Origin of the sequence: Shimazuella soli (genome assembly GCF_022511585.1) — a bacterium.
Classification (GTDB): Bacteria; Bacillota; Bacilli; order Thermoactinomycetales; family Thermoactinomycetaceae; genus Shimazuella; species Shimazuella soli.
Window position 1 is genome coordinate 59612 of the sequence record NZ_JAKWBN010000007.1, and the last position, 19447, is coordinate 79058.

Here is a 19447-nt window from a genome sequence, read left to right on the forward strand (position 1 = left end):
GGGAAAAGCATGAAATTTGATTTGCATACTCATCATGAACGGTGTGGACATGCTGTTGGGAACCTAGAAGACTATATAAAATCTGCTATTACCTATGGTCTCCAAGTAATAGGTATCTCGGACCATTCACCTTTTTTTGGAAGTGAAGAGGATCATGTTAAGCCTTGGGTTGCTATGGCAAAGAGTGAATTTCCTAATTATGTATCTGAAGTGCTCCGCTTAAAGGAAATTCACAAAGATAAAATAGAGATTTTGCTTGGAATTGAATCGGATTTTATTTCTGAATTTAGTGATCTTTATAGAAATACGTTTGCTAAGTATCCCTTTGATTATATTATCGGTTCTATTCATCGGACTGGTGGTATCAATATCTTTATAAAAGAACGATGGGAAGGGTTAAGTGAAGTTGATTATTTAAAAGAGAAGGAGATCTATTACGAATTAATCCAGCAATCGGTAAAAAGTAACATGTTCGATATACTTGGACATATTGATGCAATTAAAGCACGATTTCCTTATTTTTCACAGATCAAAACAGATACGGTGGATCAAACATTAAAGTTAATAACATCGCATGATGTAGCCATTGAGGTTAATACTTCTGGTAAGACAAAAGATTGTGGTGGTTGGTATCCTTCGAATGATATTTTGGAGAAAGCTTGTTTTTATGGAGTAAAAGTAACTTTTGGTTCAGATGCACATGAACCAGAACGAGTTGCGGACGATTGGGATAAAGTCAGAAGTTTTCTTAAAGAGATAGGTTATAGAGAATGGGCTATTTTTCGACAAAGGAAGCGAGAAATGATTTCTCTATAGTGCTCATCTATGGCTTTTGCTTATTGCAAGAGCTACTTTTATTTCCAAACTAAATTCAGTGTAATATTGACAATAGTAACGAATTTAATAGAATAGTATCATGTTGAAAATTTTGGTAGATGGAAGGCGATATAAATGGTAAATGTGGAATTAGAACGTGTAGATGTAGTGTATGTGCTTATTGTAGATGATAGAAACAAAAAAATTTTAATGGTTCAAAACGAAGAATCTTGGAGTTTACCCGGTGGAAAGCGGGAAGTCGGTGAAACTTTGAGTGACGCAGCTATACGTGAAGCAAAAGAGGAAACAGGTCTAGATGTAGAGGTGGAAGGAATCGTAAATATTAATGAGCGATTTGCTAAAGAACATGATTTATTCTTTACCTTTCGAGGAAGAATTATTGGGGGGGAAATTGAGCAAGGAAATGATATAGAGATTCAAAAGGTTGAATGGAAAGATATTGAACAAGCTCAAGAACTAATGCCTTGGTATGGTAATTTAAAGGCATTGATTTCAAATTCTGCTCGCTACTTGGCGGAGTAAATTTTTTTAGTAGTCACTCAGTTTTGTTTGGATTCATTATTCAGAGTATTTATTAGACTGTTAAACTCATTTACCGTTTCAATTCGGATACAACAAACTCTTTCATTAAGTTTTTTAAAAAGTTCTGTATTAGACTTTCTATTTTTTCTGTAAGTTCTAATGATAAAGGGAATAAAGTCGCTAAAGATGTGGATTATATTTTCACGATTACCGTTCCACAACTGTTTTCTATTTATTAAGTTTTTGAATGTCCTCACTATGATCCGATAAAGGATTAATTGTATTTTGAAATCTAGCCAAATGATAGTGTCAACTTGGTTTGTAATAATATCTTTCGCTTGCATGTATAAACCATCAATGACCCATTGTTCTAGAGTGCAAATCCGGGAAATCTTGTCTAAAAATTCACCTTCGTCTAATTTTGTCCATTCAGGACCCCAAAAGTATTCATCTAATTCATAATGAGTTAAGTTCAAACTTTGACAAATGATCTTTGCAAGAGTTGTTTTTCCTGTTCCAGATGTTCCAATAATCCAAATGCGTTTTCCGATGTGAGATTTAATAATAGTAGTTCTCCTTTTAAAAGTTAGAATAGAAATAATATTACATATAATAGCGGAAATTCATATTAGAAGCAAATATTTCGATATTACCAATGAAACAGCTAATAAGTTCGTCCGATATTATTGTAAATTGTCTTCCCCTTACTTCTGACACAAAAAACTTGGTAAGTAAGCGCCAAACTTTGCACAACTTACCCAACTCAATCGACCCATGAGAAAATGTGCTCATCGCATATTTTCTATCTTTTTTTGGTGAAATCAAATATGCCAAAATCAAAGCCGAGAGAGGTTTATGTAAGGATTTCTTTAAATGGAAAGACAAATTGAGATACTTGGCATTTTATTGAGATGGTGAAAGTGTTAAAGGTGAAGTGATAATTTAAAGACCACAGTAATAATCACTGCTGGACATCATGCGCTAGAATCTATATTGTTACCATTAGGTGATGGAATCTTAATTTCACGAGCAGTTTAAAAGAGAATTGGAGATCAATAATGAAAAAACTAATTTTGGAACTAGATAAAACTGATAATTCAATAAATTATAAATCAAATTACAAAGATGTTTCTTTTTTTCGCTTATTGGATGTACCTGATAATCAAGAAAACCAGTTTAAACTTTATGAGTTGGTAAAGGAAGGCGTTTTGGGAGACCCAGGACAAAATGGTGAATTCGAATCGTTTGATCAATTTATAGACAAAATATATTACCGTTGCTACTGGGATCGAAGAGATAGTCAATTCATTGTAGCAGTAGATAATAACTGGATCGGTTTGAGTAGTATCACTCTGGATCGAGATAAAAAGGTTGCAGACTGTGGTCTTAATGTCGTAAAAGAAGAGTTTAGAGGAAATGGAATAGCTTCTATGCTAAAAGAAAAAACGATAGATTATGCAAAAAAACAAGGCATCCAAAAAATGATTACCAATGTTCATGAGGAAAATTATTCAATGCTGGCAGTTAATCAAAGGTTCGGATTCCATGAAAGTAAATAGAGGCTCATTGTTTAATTCTGGTAAAATCAGAAGTGTAAGAAAAGTGCATTAGAAATGGAGAATACACAATGAAATATATTACCTCGTTAGAAAACATAACCTCACAGCGTTTAGATGGAGGTTTTTTTGTTGGATGGTCCAAGCAAGCTCTCTTATTACGATTCTTGGGTTGGAACTTTGGCTTAGGCATCACGGTTATTAGAGTATTTTGCGGGAGTGAAGATAGTGTTAGTGGAACCGGTTTGGAAACGTATTGGTCTTTTAAAACCACCAGACGAGGATTCAGGTCGTGGAATTGGTATTATCATTTTCGATGAAATCGTTTCACATTCCTCCATACAGCATTTGGATGGAAGATTAGTACAAGTAAATGTGGATAATGATTTGAATGTTCATTGTTTGGATGTTTTGCAGGAACCACCTGTTAAGAAAGTAAAAAGACATTTAGAACATGGGTTAATGATACTTAATCTTTTAGCCCACCAGCCTTTTGAATATGATAATCAGCTGTATACTGGATTAGCACCTTCTGCTTATTTTATCTATTTTTATGAGGAAGAACCGAAAAAAAGGAAAATAGGGCTACAATGGATATTACAACAAGATTGGAATGTAAAGATCTGTCTTAACTTACTAGTCCCACAGGAGAGAGGCTGGATGTCTCCAACTGAACAAGATCCAAATGTTCAAGCTATGCAGCCTATTCTTGATGCTGGAGTTTTGGTTATTGCAGCTGGAGGAAATTCAAGGGTTCATAATAATTTACATCCTAAAAAGTACTTTGTTATCGGTGGTTACAATGATAAGGGATTAAGCGATTCAAAAAACTATGCCATTCATCCTTCTGTATCCACAGGATTAAATGGAGATGGTCATTGGAGACCTGATTTGCTTGCTCCTTATACTTATTTGCCTTTGCCTAGTTTGACTGGACAAGGGTTAGATTTTTTTGCTGGGACTTGTGGTACTTCTACCGTTGTAACCGGATTAGTTGCATATCTATGCTCGATCATGCCCAAGGTAACCTCAAATGAAATTCGGAATTTGTTAACTGAAACAGGAGCAATTTTAGAGGGTTTCCCTGCTCCAATTATTAACGGAGACAGAGCTGTTCATCGATTGGCAAAAAGAGATTTAAGTAATGAACCTATTTCATTTGATCCATTAATAAAAGTCACAAATGAAGATCAATCTATTTTAAGCATCAATCCATTAGAAAGAGCTTTAGCTTTGACCTCGTTAATTAAAAAAGGAAAAAAAATACGAGAGGAAATTTGGGAGTTTACAAGAGACGAATCTCCAATGGTAAAAAAAGTAGCGATTCATGGGCTGGGTTCTCCCATTAACGATAGAGAAAGAGAAAAGTATTGGAAACAACTTCATGAAGAATCGAGTGATTTTGGGGTTAAGGAAGATTGGGCTTATACATTGCTGGAAACTTCTACAAAAGAAGAACTTCACAAGTGGATGGATTTTGCCCCGGACAACTCCATCGATATTCAAATTTGTATCCATTCCTTTTTACGTGAATTTTATCCTGATGCCCCAAAGGTAGAGCCTTCACCTGATCCGAATCCTGAAGTAGTAAAATTTTTTTATACTCCTATATTAGAGTGGTATAAAAGTAGATAAAAATCCAACAGTTTGAACCAAAGAATGTAGCAGAATGTATTACTGCTATTCACTGGATAACAAAGGTGTTGGTTTTTTGTTGTTTTTTAAGCCTAATACAATACTAGAGTTAGGTGGAGTGTTTTTGAAACGAAATGTAAATACAATAGGTGTTCTGAAAGAACATAATTTTTTTCTTTATTGGATAGGACAACTCACATCTTCTATCGGGGATAGTTTCGTTCCAGTGGCAGTAACCTTTGCCGTTCTAAAGATTACCGATTCTGCAGTTGATCTAGGTATCGTACTTGGGTCACTCTGGGGAGCTAAAATTGTCTTCTTGTTACTGGGTGGGGTATGGTCCGATAAATTACCAAGGCAAATGGTGATGATTGCTACAGATGTAGTACGAGCTGCTGTTCATTTTATCGTTGCGTTTCTCTTTTTTTTCGATCAGATACAGATCTGGCATTTAGCAGTAGCAGCAGGTATTTTTGGGATGGCAGGTGCATTTTTCTCTCCTGCAGCAAGTGGAGTTTTACCGAAATTAGTAGCATCTGATAACTTACAACAAGCGAATGCCTTGTTAAGTGTTTCTCAAAATTTTGTTATGATTTTTGGACCTGCTCTTTCTGGAATACTTGTTCATTGGGTTGGGTTTGGTACGATTTTCTTTTTCGATGCATGTACCTTTCTTATCAGTGCCGTTTGTTTGGCTTTCATCCCGTTTTTGAAAACTTTGGAAAAAGTAGAACAGCAATCCCTTTTAAAAGAAGCAAAAGAGGGATTTTACGAACTTCTCCGTCATCGTTGGTTGTGGGCAACGACCATCGCCTTCGCTCTGCAAAATTTTGTGATTGCTTGTTACAACGTATTGGGTCCACTTGTTATGGAAAAAGGGTCAAATGGATCTACCGGTTGGGGATTTATTTTGATGGGTGGCTCTATTGGCGCGGTACTAGGTGGGGTTATTGCTATTCGATTCCGACCTGTTCATCCGCTATTTTATGGTTTGATCTTCATGGCTGTTTTTGTCCCATTGGAAGTACTGGTTCTTGTTCCTCCGTTACCTGTTTCCTTTTTGATTTTATTTTCCTTATTGGGTTCCCTTAGTATTGTGGTAGCAGACGTCATCTTCGATACTCTTTTGCAACAACATATTCCTGATCAAGTATTATCCCGTGTATATTCCGTTGAATCGTTAGTAACTTTTATTTTTATGCCACTGGGATTTGTTCTTGCAGGTCCGTTAGCTGATCGCTTTGGACTGCCAAACACCTTGATTTTTATTTCTGTATTAGCATTCGTTGGTAACCTTGTTGCTTGGCATTCCCGAGTATCCGTTCCTTAAAGAATAAGGAGAACGAGATAAATTAGGAGAACAATCATGAAAAAACTAATTTTGGAACTAAATAAAACTGATAATTCAATCAGTTACAAATCAAATTTCAAAGATGTTTCTTTTTTTCGCTTATCGGATGTACCTGATAATCAAGAAAACCAGTTTAAACTTTATGAATTGGTAAAGGAAGGCGTTTTGGGAGACCCAGGACAAAATGGTGAATTCGAATCATTTGATCAATTTATAGACAAAATATATTACCGTTGCTACTGGGATCGAAGAGAAAGTCAATTCATTGCAGCAGTAGATAATAACTGGATCGGTCTGAGTAGTATCACTCTGGATCGAGATAAAAAGGTTGCAGACTACGGGCTTACCGTTGTAAAAGAAGAGTTTAGGGGAAATGGAATAGCTTCTATGTTAAAAGAAAAAACGATAGATTATGCAAAAAAACAAGGAATCCAAAAAATGATTACCAGTGTTCATGAGGAAAATTATTCAATGCTGGCAGTTAACCAAAGGTTCGGATTCCATGAAAGTAAATAGAGGCTCATAGTTTAATTCTGGTAAAACCAGAAGTGTAGGAAAAGTGCATTAGAAATGGAGAATACAATGAAATATATTACCTTGTTAGAAACATAACCTCACAACATTTAGCTGGAGGTTTTTTTGTTGGATGGCCCAATCCTCCAGCATCTAAATTATGTTATCTGAGTTATCATTATTTTACATATATGTGTTAATAATCATATAAATAAAAAATAATACTATTCTCTATTGTTGTTCATCAGCAAAGGAATAATACAAAAATTTATCAATGAAATGAATTAAAATATAATGGAACAACAATACAATGTAATGCCACCAAAAGTTGAATATTCATTAACGGAAAAAATAGAGCAAAAAAACAAGTGGCCTAATAGCAATTTATGCAAGGCCACTTGTTTATTTAGAAGAGGTACTTCCATTCATTACCTTTTCTTGATGATGAAGTTATCTTGGAGCAATTGCCAATTTTTAGGGAAGTTCTCACCAAGAACCCAATAAGCAATACCTCGAAGACCATATGATTTGATTAGATTAAATTTGGCTTGTGCACTTTGTGTGTTTTCGAACCAAATAATATGTTTTTTGCCTGTATCATCAGTGTAGACATAATAAGGAGCTTGATCCTGATTGCTGTATTGTACTTTAATGGATCTAACTTGGGCGAAAGTTTCAGCTTCTTGTGGAGATACACGTTTTGCCTTTGGACCGTTCTTGATATAGGGTAATTTCCAATCATACCCATATAGAGGGGCTCCCATGATGATCTTATCTCGGGGGATCTTTGTAATGGCATAATCGATAACTTTACGAACTTGAGGAATAGGAGAAACGGCCATCGGAGGTCCTCCTGTCCAGCCCCATTCGTAGGTCATTAAAATCACAAAGTCCGCTATTTGGCCATGGAAAGCATAGTCGTGAGCACCATGCCAAGGTCCACTTTGTTTATCGCTTGTCTTTGGTGCTAGTGCGGTAGATACAAGAAATCCTTCATTTTTAACAGCTGGCAATAAAGTGGCTAGAAATTGATTATATAATTGTCGGTCTTTTACATAGATGTGTTCGAAGTCCACATTTAAGGCTTGATATCCTTTTTGTTTCATGATTTGAATGACATTATGAACTAGATTTTTTGATGCGATCGGATCAGTAAAAAGCCGATGAGCGATAGCTGGTTGAAAATTACCATTTGCAAAATTGGTAATAACCAACATTGGAGTTGCACGATGCCGTTTTATTGTTTTTATAGCAGCAGAATCATTTACAGAGGTCAAATCCCCATTAGCCTGAGCCTGATAACTAAAATTCGCAATATAGGTCAAGCTTTTATCTGTCTGCTTAATATCCGAAATAGCTTGACTAGGGTTTATTGGTTCTAGAAATCCGATGGATTCAATGGTAGGTTTGACCGCTTTTATAGGGAGTGTATTTTCCCCTCGTTTGACAGGAACTGTTCTTCCTTTACTACTCATTGTTTTTATTTTGGGACGGGTTATGTGATTGCTAAGGCGTTTGGAATAGGGAGATTTCTCACTACTTCGCATGTTTAGATTACATCCGGTTATGAGTAGGAAAAGTACCATAAATAGCAGATAAATTTTACGCATTTTTTGTCTCCTTTTTTATTATCTATAATTCTTCTCATCTCTGATATTTATGTATTTTGAGATCAGTGTTTAATTGGTGTTTACTGGTATTTACCAATCGTATATTTATATTTATAAATCACAGATGGGTGGTATAATAAAAAAATAAGTATTATAAAATTTTTTTAAAAGAAAGGATGGGATTATGGAGTTAGCGGTACAACCTCATATTCAGATTGGCAAAGTTAAAGCAAAGTGTGCACTTTTGCCGGGTGCCCCTGAAAGGGTTGATAAAGTAGCTGCTTATTTGGATGAGCCTATACAAATAGCCTATAACCGTGAATACAAAACGATTCAAGGGAAATATAAAGGGCTAGATGTTCTTGTTACTTCTACAGGAATTGGCGGCGCATCCACAGGCATTGCTGTAGAAGAATTAAAAAATGTTGGAATAAACACAATGATTCGGATTGGCAGTTGTGGTGCACTTCAAGATGGGATGCGTTTAGGTGATCTTGTTATTGCAAACGGTTCTGTGCGACATGATGGTGCCTCTGTTTCCTATATAGAGAAATCCTATCCAGCAATACCTGATACCCATTTGCTTTTCCACCTTGTAAATACAGCTAAAGATTGCCAATATCCTCATCACTTGGGTGTTATCCGCAGTCATGATAGTTTTTATACGGATCATGAAGCAGAAATAGATCAATTCTGGGGAGCTCATGGAGTACTTGCAGGAGATATGGAAAGTGCTGCGTTATTTGTTATCGGACGATTACGTCAAATACGTACAGCCTCCATTTTAAATGTGGTTGTAGAAACGGAAGGAGACTTAAAAGAGGGGATTAATGAATACGTAAATCAAGCAGCTATTAGTGCACAGGGAGAAGAACGGATGATTCACACTGCATGTGAAGCACTGGTTCGTCTTTATAATGAATAGGAGGTTATTTAATGAATAAAAGCATGTGGTCTTTTCGATTATCTACTGCTTCATTAGTACTTATTCCAGTTGCTGTTGGGATTAACTATATTGGGAAAACATTAGCTAGTGTTTTAAAGCTGCCACTTTGGTTAGATGCAATTGGCACCATGTTAGCAAGTATGCTTGGAGGTCCAATCATTGGCGCTTTGTCTGGAGCTATTAACAATGTGATTTATGGCCTTACAATGGATCCTATTTCTTTCATATATGGAATAACAAGTTTGTTTATGGGACTGGTAGCAGGGATCTTAGCGTATAAGGGTTGGATTTCTAGCTGGTCAAAAGCGATAATAGTTGGTATCGCGGTTGGTCTAACTGCTGTTGTCATTTCTACTCCGCTTAATATTAGCTTTTGGGGCGGACAAACTGGCAACTTGTGGGGAGATGCTCTATTTGCTCTTGTAATGGCTAAAACCAAGTTAGTGTGGTTCGCTTCGTTCTTAGATGAACTTGTAGTGGATGTCCCTGATAAATTAATTACGGTGCTCATCAGTTATGCTATATTCCGAGGTCTGCCAAATAACTTAAAACAACTCTACAAGAGTAATAACAAGATTGAGTCACTTGACTAAAGCAGGTGAATAATTTGAAGGCACTTACTTTATATGAAGATAGAAATACATTTATTCATCACGTTCATCCCATTAACAAACTTATTTATATATTCATCATCATTGTGGTTCCCTTGATTTTACCTCTTTTCCCAGTGTTGATAGCAGGTATTATAATGAATACGGTGCTATTGCTGATTGCAAACGTTTTCAAAAAATCGTTGCCTATCTTTGGCTTTGTGCTCCTTATCTTACTTACTGTGCTAATCATTCAAGGTTTGTTTCATGCGGAAAATGCTACACCTTTGTTCCACCTTGGACCTCTCTTGTTTTACAAAGAAGGTTTCTTCTATGCACTACAAATTACTTTACGTGTCCTAAATATTGTTGCTGCATTTATGATATTAGTCTTAACAACGAAACCATCTGATTTGGTTGAGACTTTAGTACGAAAAGGACTTTCACCAAAGATTGGTTACGTTCTACAATCCGTGTTTCAAATTATCCCACAGATGCTATCTACAATGGAGACAATTTCAGATGCACAACGGTCCCGTGGTATGGAGACGGAAGGGAACTTATTTGTTCGAATCAAAGCGTTTTTACCACTCCTTGGTCCAGTGGTATTAAATTCACTAATTCAGACAAGAGAAAGAGCAATGGCCTTAGAGGTACGTGGTTTTAGTTCCTTGAGACATAAAACGTTTTTGAATGAAGTGAAAAATTACAGATATACTACTTTCATTCAATTTACCCTTTGGCTTGTTCTGTTGGCAGCAATCATTTGGAGGGTGGTATTATGAAGAAAATTGTGGTGGAAAACTTAAAATATCGCTATCCTTCAACTGAAAAACTTGCATTGGATGATATTTCTTTTACGATAAATCAGGGTGAATTTATTGGCATCATTGGACAAAATTCTGCTGGAAAGTCTACCTTATGCCAAGCATTGGTAGGACTTGTGCCCCATTTTTATCAAGGCGCTTATGGCGGCAAAGTAATAGTTGATGGAATAGAGGTAAAACAAAGTTCGATTAGTGAACTTTCCTTAAAAGTTGGCATCGTATTTCAAAATCCATTTACACAAGTAACTGGTTCCAAACTCACCGTATATGAAGAAATTGCCTTTGGCCTTGAAAATATGGGGCTTACACGAATAGAAATGTTAGAGCGGATAGACTCTGTTTTAGATCTATTTGATATTACGGCTGTAAAAAATCGTAATCCTTTTGATTTATCTGGAGGTCAAATGCAACGAATGGCGATTGCCAGCATAGTAGCGATGAAACCAGACGTAATTGTGTTAGACGAGCCAACATCACAGCTTGACCCACAAGGTTCGGAAGAAGTGTTTCGTGCAATTGGCGAGTTAAGTAACCAAGGTATGACTGTTGTTATGGTAGAACATAAGATCGAAAAGATAGCAGAATACTCTGATCGTGTTCTCTTGCTTCATGAAGGTAAATGTGTAGATTTCGCTTCACCCGCAGATATTTTTTCACGAGATGATTTACATGAGTATGGAGTAGTAGCCCCTGTTTATACGAGGGTTTGTCAAGCGCTGAAACAGAAAAATATAGATAAGAAAACATATCCAGCAACATTAAGTGAGGCAGTTGAAGTATTAAGGGGTAAAATACATGATTAAAGTCAAAGATGTTTCTTTTTCGTATCAAGCAGGTACCGAAATCATCAAAGACATAACACTTCATTTTGATCAGCGGTCTACAGCGATTATTGGTCAGAATGGAGCTGGTAAAACAACTTTTGTTAAGCTTTTAAAAGGTTTGTTAAAGCCAAGTAGTGGAGACATTATAATTGGTGATAGCAGTGTAAATGAGACGACCCCAGCTACTCTAGCAAAACAAATTGGACTAGTTTTTCAGAATCCAAATGATCAAATATTTAAGCGAAGTGTGTTGGAAGAAGTATTATTTGGCCCTTTAAATATTGGACAAAATCCTGAGCTGGCCAAAGAAAATGCGTTGAATGCTTTGAAAATGGTTGGTTTAGAAAATAGATTAGAGGTGAATCCCCAAGACCTGAGTTTATCCGATAAGAAATTACTTTGTATTGCTTCCATCATTGCCATGGATACCAATATTATCATCTTAGATGAACCAACCATCGCACAAGACCATTTGGGAAAACAAAAGATTAAAGAGATTATTCAATCGTTAAAAGAGAAGCAGAAACTAGTGATGACGATTATTCATGATATGGATTTTGTTGCTGAAAACTTTGAGAGAACGATTGTATTTCAACAAGGAAAGGCGATATTAGATGGATCAACACGGGAAGTATTCGCAGAGTCCGATATCTTAGCTGCTGCCCGTGTGGAACCTCCATCTATAACTCAACTTGGTTATTGGTTAGGATATAAACAAGTTTTTCTTACTGAAAAAGAGTTAATAGAAACAATAAAGACTGATTCGAAAATAGCATTGTGAGACTTTCTGATTTTTACTGTCGAAAAAAGCAGCTAACCTTTACCAGTAATTAAACTCGAGCGGCTTAGAAATGTATTTTTTATTAAATTTCACTTTTTGGGCATATAATAAATGTAATATAGATAGATTCGAAATAATTAAACCAACCATTCATGTTTGATCTGAGCTAAAAAGGTTCAACACATAGATGGATGGTTTTTATATCCCTAAAAGATTTGAAAAACAATCTTGGGTAAACTGTTTCAAAAAGTTGGTGGTGTGGATGATCAAGAGACCATCTACACTCTTAAACAGAAAATAGTGGGTTCGAACCACTCACCTCATACCATAAAGCCGCGTTTTATCCAGATGAGCTAATCTCCCGTTCGGTTAATTTTTACAATAGGAGTAATCTCCTAACAAGTGGGATTACTTTTATTGTAGAATACCTTATTCAGAATCAGAAATTGAATGAATCTGTATCTTACAAAAGGAAAATCCCCACTGGTTGTCACCAGTGGGATAATCTACAGATCAACGAGGAGGAAGATTATCAGTTGTAGACCCTCCAATGTTATGTGACCTCTTACATGTCCAGTTGCTCATATAATTGACTCTTTTTGAGCATTTCCATAAATTTGGAAAAGGCGCTTGTGACTAAACTATCTTTATGACGGATTAGATATGTTCTTGATAGACTGTATTCTTGGGGGAGAGTATACGACCGCAATTTTCCTTCTTGTATATAAGATTGAACGGCAGACTTTGGAACAAGTGTGGAACCAAGCCCAGCGATAACCCCTCTTAGTATTGCCTCCATTTGATTGAATTCCATGTATCGAAAGGAAGTAATTCCATTTAAATTTAACCAATTCTCCAATCTATCTCGATGTAAACATCCTTTAGTATTCATTAGAAAGGGCTGTTTACATATGTCTTTGAGGTTTTCATTTGCTGGGTTCGTAATTAATAAGAGTTCATCTTCATGAACAAGTTCTTCTACAATACGATCATCTTTTACTGAAGATGCGACAAATGCGCAATCCAGTTGGAAATGGTTTACCTTATCTATGAGTACTGTTGATACGTCTGTTTCAAGCGAGAGTTCCACTTCAGGATAGGTGGTGTGATAATCCACTAAAATTTTCGGAAGATGAAAAGCGGATACCGTATAATATGCACCAATTGCAAGTCGACCTGCTGGTTTTAGATCGTCATTTAATGCTTTATGCGCTTCTTCCAGTAATTGCAGAATCCTTTCGGCATAATCGAGTAGTTTCTCTCCTGAGGGTGTCAACATCATCCCGCGTTTTCGGTAAAAAAGAGTAGTTTTTAATTCTTTTTCCAGATGTTGCATTCTAGCAGTTACATTTGATTGGACATAGCCCAGTGACTGTGCGGCTTTGGTAATGCTTCCTTCATGTGCAACTGCACGAAAAATTCGTAAATCATTGTTCTCCAAAGTGATCCCCCTTTCTGATAAATCACTGAAAGTGAATCTTTATATTATTTATATTCATTTTACATGATAATCGGGTAATTGTATATTGGCTATAGAAATTTGAAAAGTCACAGGAGGAAGCGATATGTTTGCTGTAAAACCCAATAAATGGGCAGTTTTATCTGTAATTACCTTTGTTTCTTTTATCTCGAACTTAGATGCAACGATTGTGGTAATTGGCCTACAACCTATTGTTAAAGATTTGCAAATTCCAATTGCCACTGGCATGTGGACCATAACTGCCTTTTTTATCACGAATACTGTATTTTTACTTCCGTCGGGACGATGGTCAGACATGTTTGGAACAAAAAAAATTTTTTTATGGGGATTTGGCTTGTTTACTTTTGCCACAGTACTTTGTGGATTAGCGAATTCCGGTTCATCGTTAATAGCTGCTCGTCTTCTTCAAGGAGTTGGTGCGGCAATGGCAATGGCGACAACAACCCCAATCCTTATGAGAACATTTCCATCAAGTCAGCTTGGATTTGCTTTAGGTATCAATAATATTTCTTGGGTGACAGGATCACTCATTGGACCAGTGCTTGGTGGTGCATTGGTAGGTGAGTTTGGATGGCGTTCCATTTTCTTTGTAATCGTACCTTTTGGGATTATCAGCTTGATTGCTGCCGTGTTTGTTTTGGAGAGCTCGCGAACGGGTGAGAGAGAGAAAACGGATTGGCTTGGTATTATGACTTTCGGTTCTGGATTGGTTGCCTTTCTTGTTGCTTTGTCTGAGGGAACGGCATTGGGTTGGGCATCAGCAGGAACAATAGGGTTATTTGCAGCTACGCTAATTTTTTGGTCTCTTTTTGGATACATTGAACGAAAGGTTCAGTATCCTTTGTTTCATTTAAGTCTTTTACGCAATCAACGATATACCATTGGTCTTGGGATCACGATGAGTTACTGCATTGGTTATTTCTCTGTCACTATTTTGCTTACCTTGTACCTGCAAGGAGCACAACATCTAAGTTCATTGGAGACAGGGTTATTATTAATACCGTTATCTGTGCCTCAGCTATTTACAGGTCCCATAGGAGGTAAACTGGCCGACCGTTTTGGTACAGTGAACATGATTCTATTAGGATCATTCCTAATAGGGGTTTCTCTTTTGTTACTAGGTCAACTAGGTACCCAGTTATCAAACATGGCTGTCATTGTTCCGCTTTTGATCATTTCTGCGGCGACAGGGCTTTCATGGCCATCTCTTGCCAAGGCGGTATTGTCCGCCGCTCCTCTGGAACAAGCAGGATCCGCTTCTGGCATGTTTGGGACTATCTACAACATGTGCAGGGCAATGAGTCAAGCGCTTGTGCTCTTGGTTGTACAACTTGGCAGTACATCGATAAATGTTACGAAAATGTTTTCCGAACCAGGAGCAATATTAGATGCCAATTCAAAGAGTGTATTCATTAAAAGCACAAATATGGGTTTTCGCTTTTTCGCTTTATTTCTTGCTATTTCACTGGTACTAGGGTTATTTCTGATGAGAATTCAACAAAAACAACTTCTTGTACACGAGATTCAAAATGCTAAACAGTCTGGATGAATGTTTTATTCTAAAAGCCAGTTGCATTAATTTTACACTTTATGGCAGATTGTCAAGCCAAGTGCGACATTTCTCCCAATATGTATTTAGTAATCAAAGAATGAAAAGACTCAAATATAAGAGGTTGTTGCATAAATAAATTTGAACGCTGGATAAAGTGTTCTCTGTGTCTGTTGTTGAAAAACACAAAGGACGCTCCATCCACCAAAGCGAGACTTGTGCCCTTGTCTGAGGCGCACATCTGTGCTTCTACGTTGAATAATGCAACAGGTTCATAAACTTTGCATTTTAAAAATAAATAGAACTCCGTAAATAGTCAAACCAACCAATCATGGTTGAACTAAAAACGTTCAATACATAGATGGTTGGTTTTATATCATCATAACTATAAGTTACTAAATATAAGAAACTTGGTGCGTGGATGATCCTGAGACCACCCACGCTTGAACGAACAAGGAAGAGAGGACTTGAACCTCTGACCTAATCCCTTGAGGGTTGCTCTACCACTAAGCTACGTCCCTGTCCATTCATTGTGTATTATACTATGATATGAATTTTCCAACAAGTAGAGTATTTGTCTCATTATTTCTTCGTTGCATTTAGTAACCACACAAAATGATTATAACGAGTAAAAGTCACATCAAATCCATGTTTTTCAAACATATTACGCAACACAGGAATGGTTGTATAGTACTCCCTTTGTAAATCTTCTGCTAAATTATGAAATCCACGCTGTTTTGCGTGCTTAATTGTATCAATATATGATTTTTCATTTTCAAACATGGTGTCAGCAAATAGTATTTTGCTGCCGGATTGGAGGAATTTACTATACTTTTCAACGGCTTCTTCTTTTTCTATATCTGTTAGATGGTGAAATGCATATGTGCTGACAATACTATCAATTTGAACATCAGGTTTTGGGAATTGAAGGAAATCCCCATCTTTAATGGGTATACGATTACCTAGTTTTTCAATCGCTAGATCCCTCATCGGTTTCGAGGGCTCAATTCCGTAAATATTTAAATTGTTATTAAGTAGTTTCATTGTCAGGTTTCCTGTTCCTGTCCCAAACTCCAACACATTTCCAAATGCTAACTTCGCTGTATCCTGCAAAATAGCTTCATACTGTTCAAACACTTCTTTGTATTCTTCATCCTGTCCAGAAACCGAAGAATCATATTGTTCTGCCCAACCCTCAAAGATGTCTAAAAATTCCCGACCCATGATGTGCACTCCTTCAATGCTTATAATTTCTATAAATATAGTATGATTTTAAATGTTAATTTCTCTCAAAATATCACATCTTTTTTCTTTCAGCAAGTGAAAAATAGTCACAGGCAATAAAAGGATACATTCATCATTGGGAGTGAAGGATTAGGCATGTGGCTCAGTGAGTTGTCCCTTTTATATATAAATTATCTCGGCTTAGGAATGGGTTATTTGGTTTTCCATGTCTTTTGCTATTTTTAATCCCAAGAGGCAAATGGTTAACCAAGCACCTCCAACAGCATACCCGCCTAAAATATCACTTGGCCAATGAGCCCCAAGATAAACCTTACCAATCCCAATCAAGGTAACGAAAACAGCAGTGGTCAGGATAATAAAAGCTTTTGCAGAATTTGATTTCACAGCTGTTACAAACAAAACACATAACATACCATAAAAAACAATCGACCGCATCGCATGACCACTCGGATAACTAAAGCCTGAATTTATTAAAATTTGATCCCAATCTGGACGTGGACGCTGGAGTGTGGATTTCAAAAGGAGATTCAAATACTGTGCTCCTGCTAATCCAATGATGAGAAAAAAAGCCTCCAGTCTTCTTTGCATCCAAATGAATAAAGTTGAAAAAATGAAAAGGAGTAAAAATATGCCTTCACTTTGCCCGAAAAAAGCAAAAAACTTCATCGGTTGGTTTAGAAAAGGGTAAAAAGTATGCAGCCAATTGATGATGATGGAATCAAATTGGTAAAGCTTGTTTTTTACTAGGTCATTGGAAATTTTCCAAAACATCATTATAAAAAAGCTAAACGTTACAAGAGAAAACAGGATGTATGTTTTGGTTGATCGAGATAGAGAAAAAGTTCTCATTAAAAAATGTCCCTTCAGCAGTACTTGTACAATGGATGGGTAGAATTGTGGCTTGATGTTGACTGCCAGAAATTCGTTTGGCAGGAGACTTTAATTTTTGGTTGTTACGAATATGGATATGCAAATTTACAGCGGAACTTTACCATATTTTCTTGTTTTAAATGTCTCAATAGCAAATCAAGTGTGCACAAAGTAAAAGATCCCTTTACCAATTGGTTTCGGGGATCTTATCGTAAAAGCTGCGAAGTGCAAGAAATTCGCTGCTAATATTTTGAGTTGTGATTATCTGCTTTGTGAAGTTTTCTTTTTGTGTTTTGTCGTAATAAGTAAAGTCCAACTCGATTTATGATGATTAGACCGAAAATGGTATAGCTAATAGTAGTCCAAGCACTATCTCCCATATAAAAATATCCCAATAAAATTTTTCCGACTAAATATATATTCCATATGATAAGACCTAATTTAATAGAGTGTTTCCAAAAAGCCAAACATAACAATACGGCAAACATAAGATATACAAAGACTATAGCCAAAGTGGAGAGAGGGCTATGGAATAATATTTTTTCATATTCTAGACCCGCTTGCATTTGAAGGTTATCGAATGCTCCATTTGCAACGGAGCCTACTAGGATTAAAGTCATAAAAACAAAGGTACTAACTAATCCTATCCAGCTGCGTTTATAAGCAAAATAACAGCTGCCAATTAAGAAAATCGCGCGGATATACCAGTTCAGTGGATTTAAATGACGGCTTAACGCTAAAATTGTATGAAATTCCATAGCAATCCCTCCTGCTGCTTTACATCATTGATGCTATCATTCTAGTTTACATTTGTTTCATTTGGTATAGGAAAAATATTGCTTTCTAGGATTTAAAATAGATACTCGAAGGGATTTGACAGCAATAAGTACATTGTCCATTAAGGCTGTAATTTCGATTGTATAATTTTCAGTTTTATTTCTTCTTCTATGTTTTCATCCAGCAATTTGTTTATTTCTATTCGTTCTAAACGCTTAGCAAAAGCAGCTTCAAAAGAAAGTTTCTGAGACTCAAACTCTAGTGTTTCTAATCTTTCATCGACTAATTTGGTAAGGCTTTGAAACTCTATTGTATTTATTCTTTCTAATTTACGAAGTTGAAACTTTTCTTTTAGGTTTTTCAAAGCATTTAATTGGTTAGCTGTTTTAATATATTCTCTATTAGAAGAAGGATTTGAGATTGGACTGCTTATGTATAAAAGGTGTTTGGTTAAGAACAAAATGCATTCTTTGACCAGTTTTTCTAAGTAAGATAATTCATCTGGTGTTAATTTATTTTTGGCATATAATTTTGTGATCATAACAATTGTCGCTCCTTAATCATTCTAATTATTGCCATTATAACAAATTGATGGTGATGTGGGGAGGGAGGAGCTTGTTCCCTCCAGTTATACTAAACGCAATCGTTATTTGTACATCGGATTGTGCTAATACTTCTAAACTATGAACCTAATCGATCCTGTTTCGGACTGGACTGGATTTGTAAAGAAACGACTGGGAGAAAAGCTTTTTGTTGCAGCATTTCATCTACTCTCATACATTGATATCCTTGTTGAAGAACACTTTGGAAAACATATTCCAGAGCTTCGATTGTAAACGATGGTGCATCAATATCAGCGCCAAATGTATCTCCACTATCATGTAACAGAATAATATCCCCGTCTTTTATGTTTTGAAGCAGATTTTTCTTTATTCTGTCGCTTCCTCCCTTACTTTTCCAATCGCCAACCATTAAGGACCACAGTATAATTTGAAAATGTTTTCTCAATCCAAAGTCAAATAAGTTTAGAAGTCCCCAAGGAGGTCGATAAAAAATGGGACGGACTCCAGTGATTTGTTCAATAAGCGAAGCCGATTGATTTAATTCACGACGAATAGCCCATGGTGAGCGAAACCAGTTAGATTTGTGGACATAATTGTGTACTCCGATCGAGTGACCTTCGAGATGCATGCGACGAATTAAATTTGGATATTTTTCTACTTTTGACCCAAGAGTAAAGAAGGTAGCTTTGATATTATATTTTTTTAAAAGATCAAGTAGTTGAGGAGTATATATTGGATCAGGACCATCATCAAAGGTAAAAGCTAATCCATGTCGAATAGGTCTTCTTTTGTATACCCCAATACCTAATCCCAAAGTAGCGATAGCTGGAAGGATTGCATATACAAAAAATAGAATTGCAATAGATATTATTATTGCCAACGAAAAATGCCTCTCAACAAAATGCAACATATGTGAAAACTCCTTTTTTGTGGCTTTCCTAATATGCCACAAAGTTGTACTAATAAAGCCT

General features: G+C 36.3%; 20 protein-coding genes. 12 read left to right on the top strand and 8 right to left on the bottom strand.

The genetic code is table 11. From position 1 onward, the window contains the following. The first annotated feature begins 9 nt into the window (after positions 1-9). Positions 10-816, top strand: coding sequence for a histidinol-phosphatase (locus MK805_RS14195; RefSeq protein ID WP_240876551.1), 807 nt, complete (start codon positions 10-12; stop codon positions 814-816). Positions 817-951: 135 nt separating this feature from the next. Next, the gene (locus tag MK805_RS14200) at positions 952-1359 is read left to right on the top strand and encodes an NUDIX hydrolase (protein ID WP_240876552.1); all 408 of its coding nucleotides are present in this window, start codon (positions 952-954) and stop codon (positions 1357-1359) included. Between the two features lie 17 nt (positions 1360-1376). Here the strand turns inward: MK805_RS14200 and MK805_RS14205 are convergent, their stop codons facing one another. Continuing rightward, the gene (locus MK805_RS14205; RefSeq protein WP_338057521.1) at positions 1377-1982 is read right to left on the bottom strand and encodes an AAA family ATPase; all 606 of its coding nucleotides are present in this window, start codon (positions 1980-1982) and stop codon (positions 1377-1379) included. A gap of 435 nt (positions 1983-2417) precedes the next feature. On the opposite strand from MK805_RS14205, the gene MK805_RS14210 reads away from it, so the two are divergent. From MK805_RS14210 to MK805_RS14225, 4 genes are all read left to right on the top strand, one after another. After that, positions 2418-2918, top strand: coding sequence for a GNAT family N-acetyltransferase (locus tag MK805_RS14210; protein WP_240876554.1), 501 nt, complete (start codon positions 2418-2420; stop codon positions 2916-2918). A 225-nt stretch (positions 2919-3143) separates the two neighbouring features. Beyond that, positions 3144-4550, top strand: a complete 1407-nt coding sequence (locus MK805_RS14215) for a S8 family serine peptidase (protein WP_240876555.1) — start codon at positions 3144-3146, stop codon at positions 4548-4550. 124 nt (positions 4551-4674) lie between these two features. Next, entirely contained in the window at positions 4675-5880 is a 1206-nt protein-coding gene (locus MK805_RS14220) for an MFS transporter (protein ID WP_240876556.1), read from the top strand. Positions 5881-5916: 36 nt separating this feature from the next. After that, on the top strand, positions 5917-6417 hold the full coding sequence (locus tag MK805_RS14225) for a GNAT family N-acetyltransferase (protein WP_240876557.1): 501 nt from the start codon (positions 5917-5919) through the stop codon (positions 6415-6417). Between the two features lie 425 nt (positions 6418-6842). On the opposite strand, the gene MK805_RS14230 is transcribed toward MK805_RS14225, so the two are convergent. After that, on the bottom strand, positions 6843-8024 hold the full coding sequence (locus tag MK805_RS14230; RefSeq protein WP_240876558.1) for a glycosyl hydrolase family 18 protein: 1182 nt from the start codon (positions 8022-8024) through the stop codon (positions 6843-6845). Positions 8025-8208: 184 nt separating this feature from the next. Between MK805_RS14230 and MK805_RS14235 the strand changes: the two genes are divergently transcribed. Genes MK805_RS14235 through MK805_RS14255 form a run of 5 tightly spaced genes read left to right on the top strand, consistent with a single transcriptional unit; the run spans position 8209 to position 11992 of the window. Further along, positions 8209-8949, top strand: coding sequence for a nucleoside phosphorylase (locus MK805_RS14235; protein ID WP_240876559.1), 741 nt, complete (start codon positions 8209-8211; stop codon positions 8947-8949). Between the two features lie 11 nt (positions 8950-8960). After that, a complete protein-coding gene (locus MK805_RS14240) occupies positions 8961-9563 on the top strand; it encodes an ECF transporter S component (RefSeq protein WP_240876560.1) in 603 nt (200 codons plus the stop codon). A 5-nt stretch (positions 9564-9568) separates the two neighbouring features. After that, entirely contained in the window at positions 9569-10345 is a 777-nt protein-coding gene (locus tag MK805_RS14245; protein WP_338057516.1) for an energy-coupling factor transporter transmembrane component T family protein, read from the top strand. After that, positions 10342-11190 carry an energy-coupling factor ABC transporter ATP-binding protein gene (locus tag MK805_RS14250; RefSeq protein WP_240876561.1) on the top strand — a complete coding sequence of 283 codons (849 nt, stop codon included), beginning with the start codon at positions 10342-10344 and terminating at the stop codon, positions 11188-11190. Before MK805_RS14245 ends, MK805_RS14250 begins: the two co-directional genes overlap by 4 nt. After that, positions 11183-11992, top strand: coding sequence for an energy-coupling factor ABC transporter ATP-binding protein (locus tag MK805_RS14255; protein ID WP_240876562.1), 810 nt, complete (start codon positions 11183-11185; stop codon positions 11990-11992). Before MK805_RS14250 ends, MK805_RS14255 begins: the two co-directional genes overlap by 8 nt. A 565-nt stretch (positions 11993-12557) precedes the next feature. On the opposite strand, the gene MK805_RS14260 is transcribed toward MK805_RS14255, so the two are convergent. After that, on the bottom strand, positions 12558-13433 hold the full coding sequence (locus MK805_RS14260; RefSeq protein WP_240876563.1) for a LysR family transcriptional regulator: 876 nt from the start codon (positions 13431-13433) through the stop codon (positions 12558-12560). A gap of 124 nt (positions 13434-13557) precedes the next feature. On the opposite strand from MK805_RS14260, the gene MK805_RS14265 reads away from it, so the two are divergent. Beyond that, the gene (locus MK805_RS14265) at positions 13558-15021 is read left to right on the top strand and encodes an MFS transporter (RefSeq protein ID WP_240876564.1); all 1464 of its coding nucleotides are present in this window, start codon (positions 13558-13560) and stop codon (positions 15019-15021) included. A gap of 582 nt (positions 15022-15603) precedes the next feature. Here the strand turns inward: MK805_RS14265 and MK805_RS14270 are convergent. The 5 genes from MK805_RS14270 to MK805_RS14290 form a co-directional block, all read right to left on the bottom strand. Beyond that, positions 15604-16245 carry a class I SAM-dependent methyltransferase gene (locus MK805_RS14270; RefSeq protein ID WP_240876565.1) on the bottom strand — a complete coding sequence of 214 codons (642 nt, stop codon included), beginning with the start codon at positions 16243-16245 and terminating at the stop codon, positions 15604-15606. Between the two features lie 201 nt (positions 16246-16446). Then, positions 16447-17115 (bottom strand): phosphatase PAP2 family protein, encoded by a 669-nt coding sequence (locus tag MK805_RS18060; RefSeq protein ID WP_338057517.1) that lies wholly within the window; start codon positions 17113-17115, stop codon positions 16447-16449. A 263-nt stretch (positions 17116-17378) separates the two neighbouring features. Continuing rightward, entirely contained in the window at positions 17379-17894 is a 516-nt protein-coding gene (locus MK805_RS14280; protein ID WP_240876567.1) for a hypothetical protein, read from the bottom strand. Positions 17895-18034: 140 nt separating this feature from the next. Continuing rightward, positions 18035-18454 carry a hypothetical protein gene (locus MK805_RS14285; RefSeq protein ID WP_240876568.1) on the bottom strand — a complete coding sequence of 140 codons (420 nt, stop codon included), beginning with the start codon at positions 18452-18454 and terminating at the stop codon, positions 18035-18037. A 140-nt stretch (positions 18455-18594) separates the two neighbouring features. Then, the gene (locus tag MK805_RS14290) at positions 18595-19386 is read right to left on the bottom strand and encodes a polysaccharide deacetylase family protein (protein WP_240876569.1); all 792 of its coding nucleotides are present in this window, start codon (positions 19384-19386) and stop codon (positions 18595-18597) included. Positions 19387-19447 lie beyond the last annotated feature (61 nt).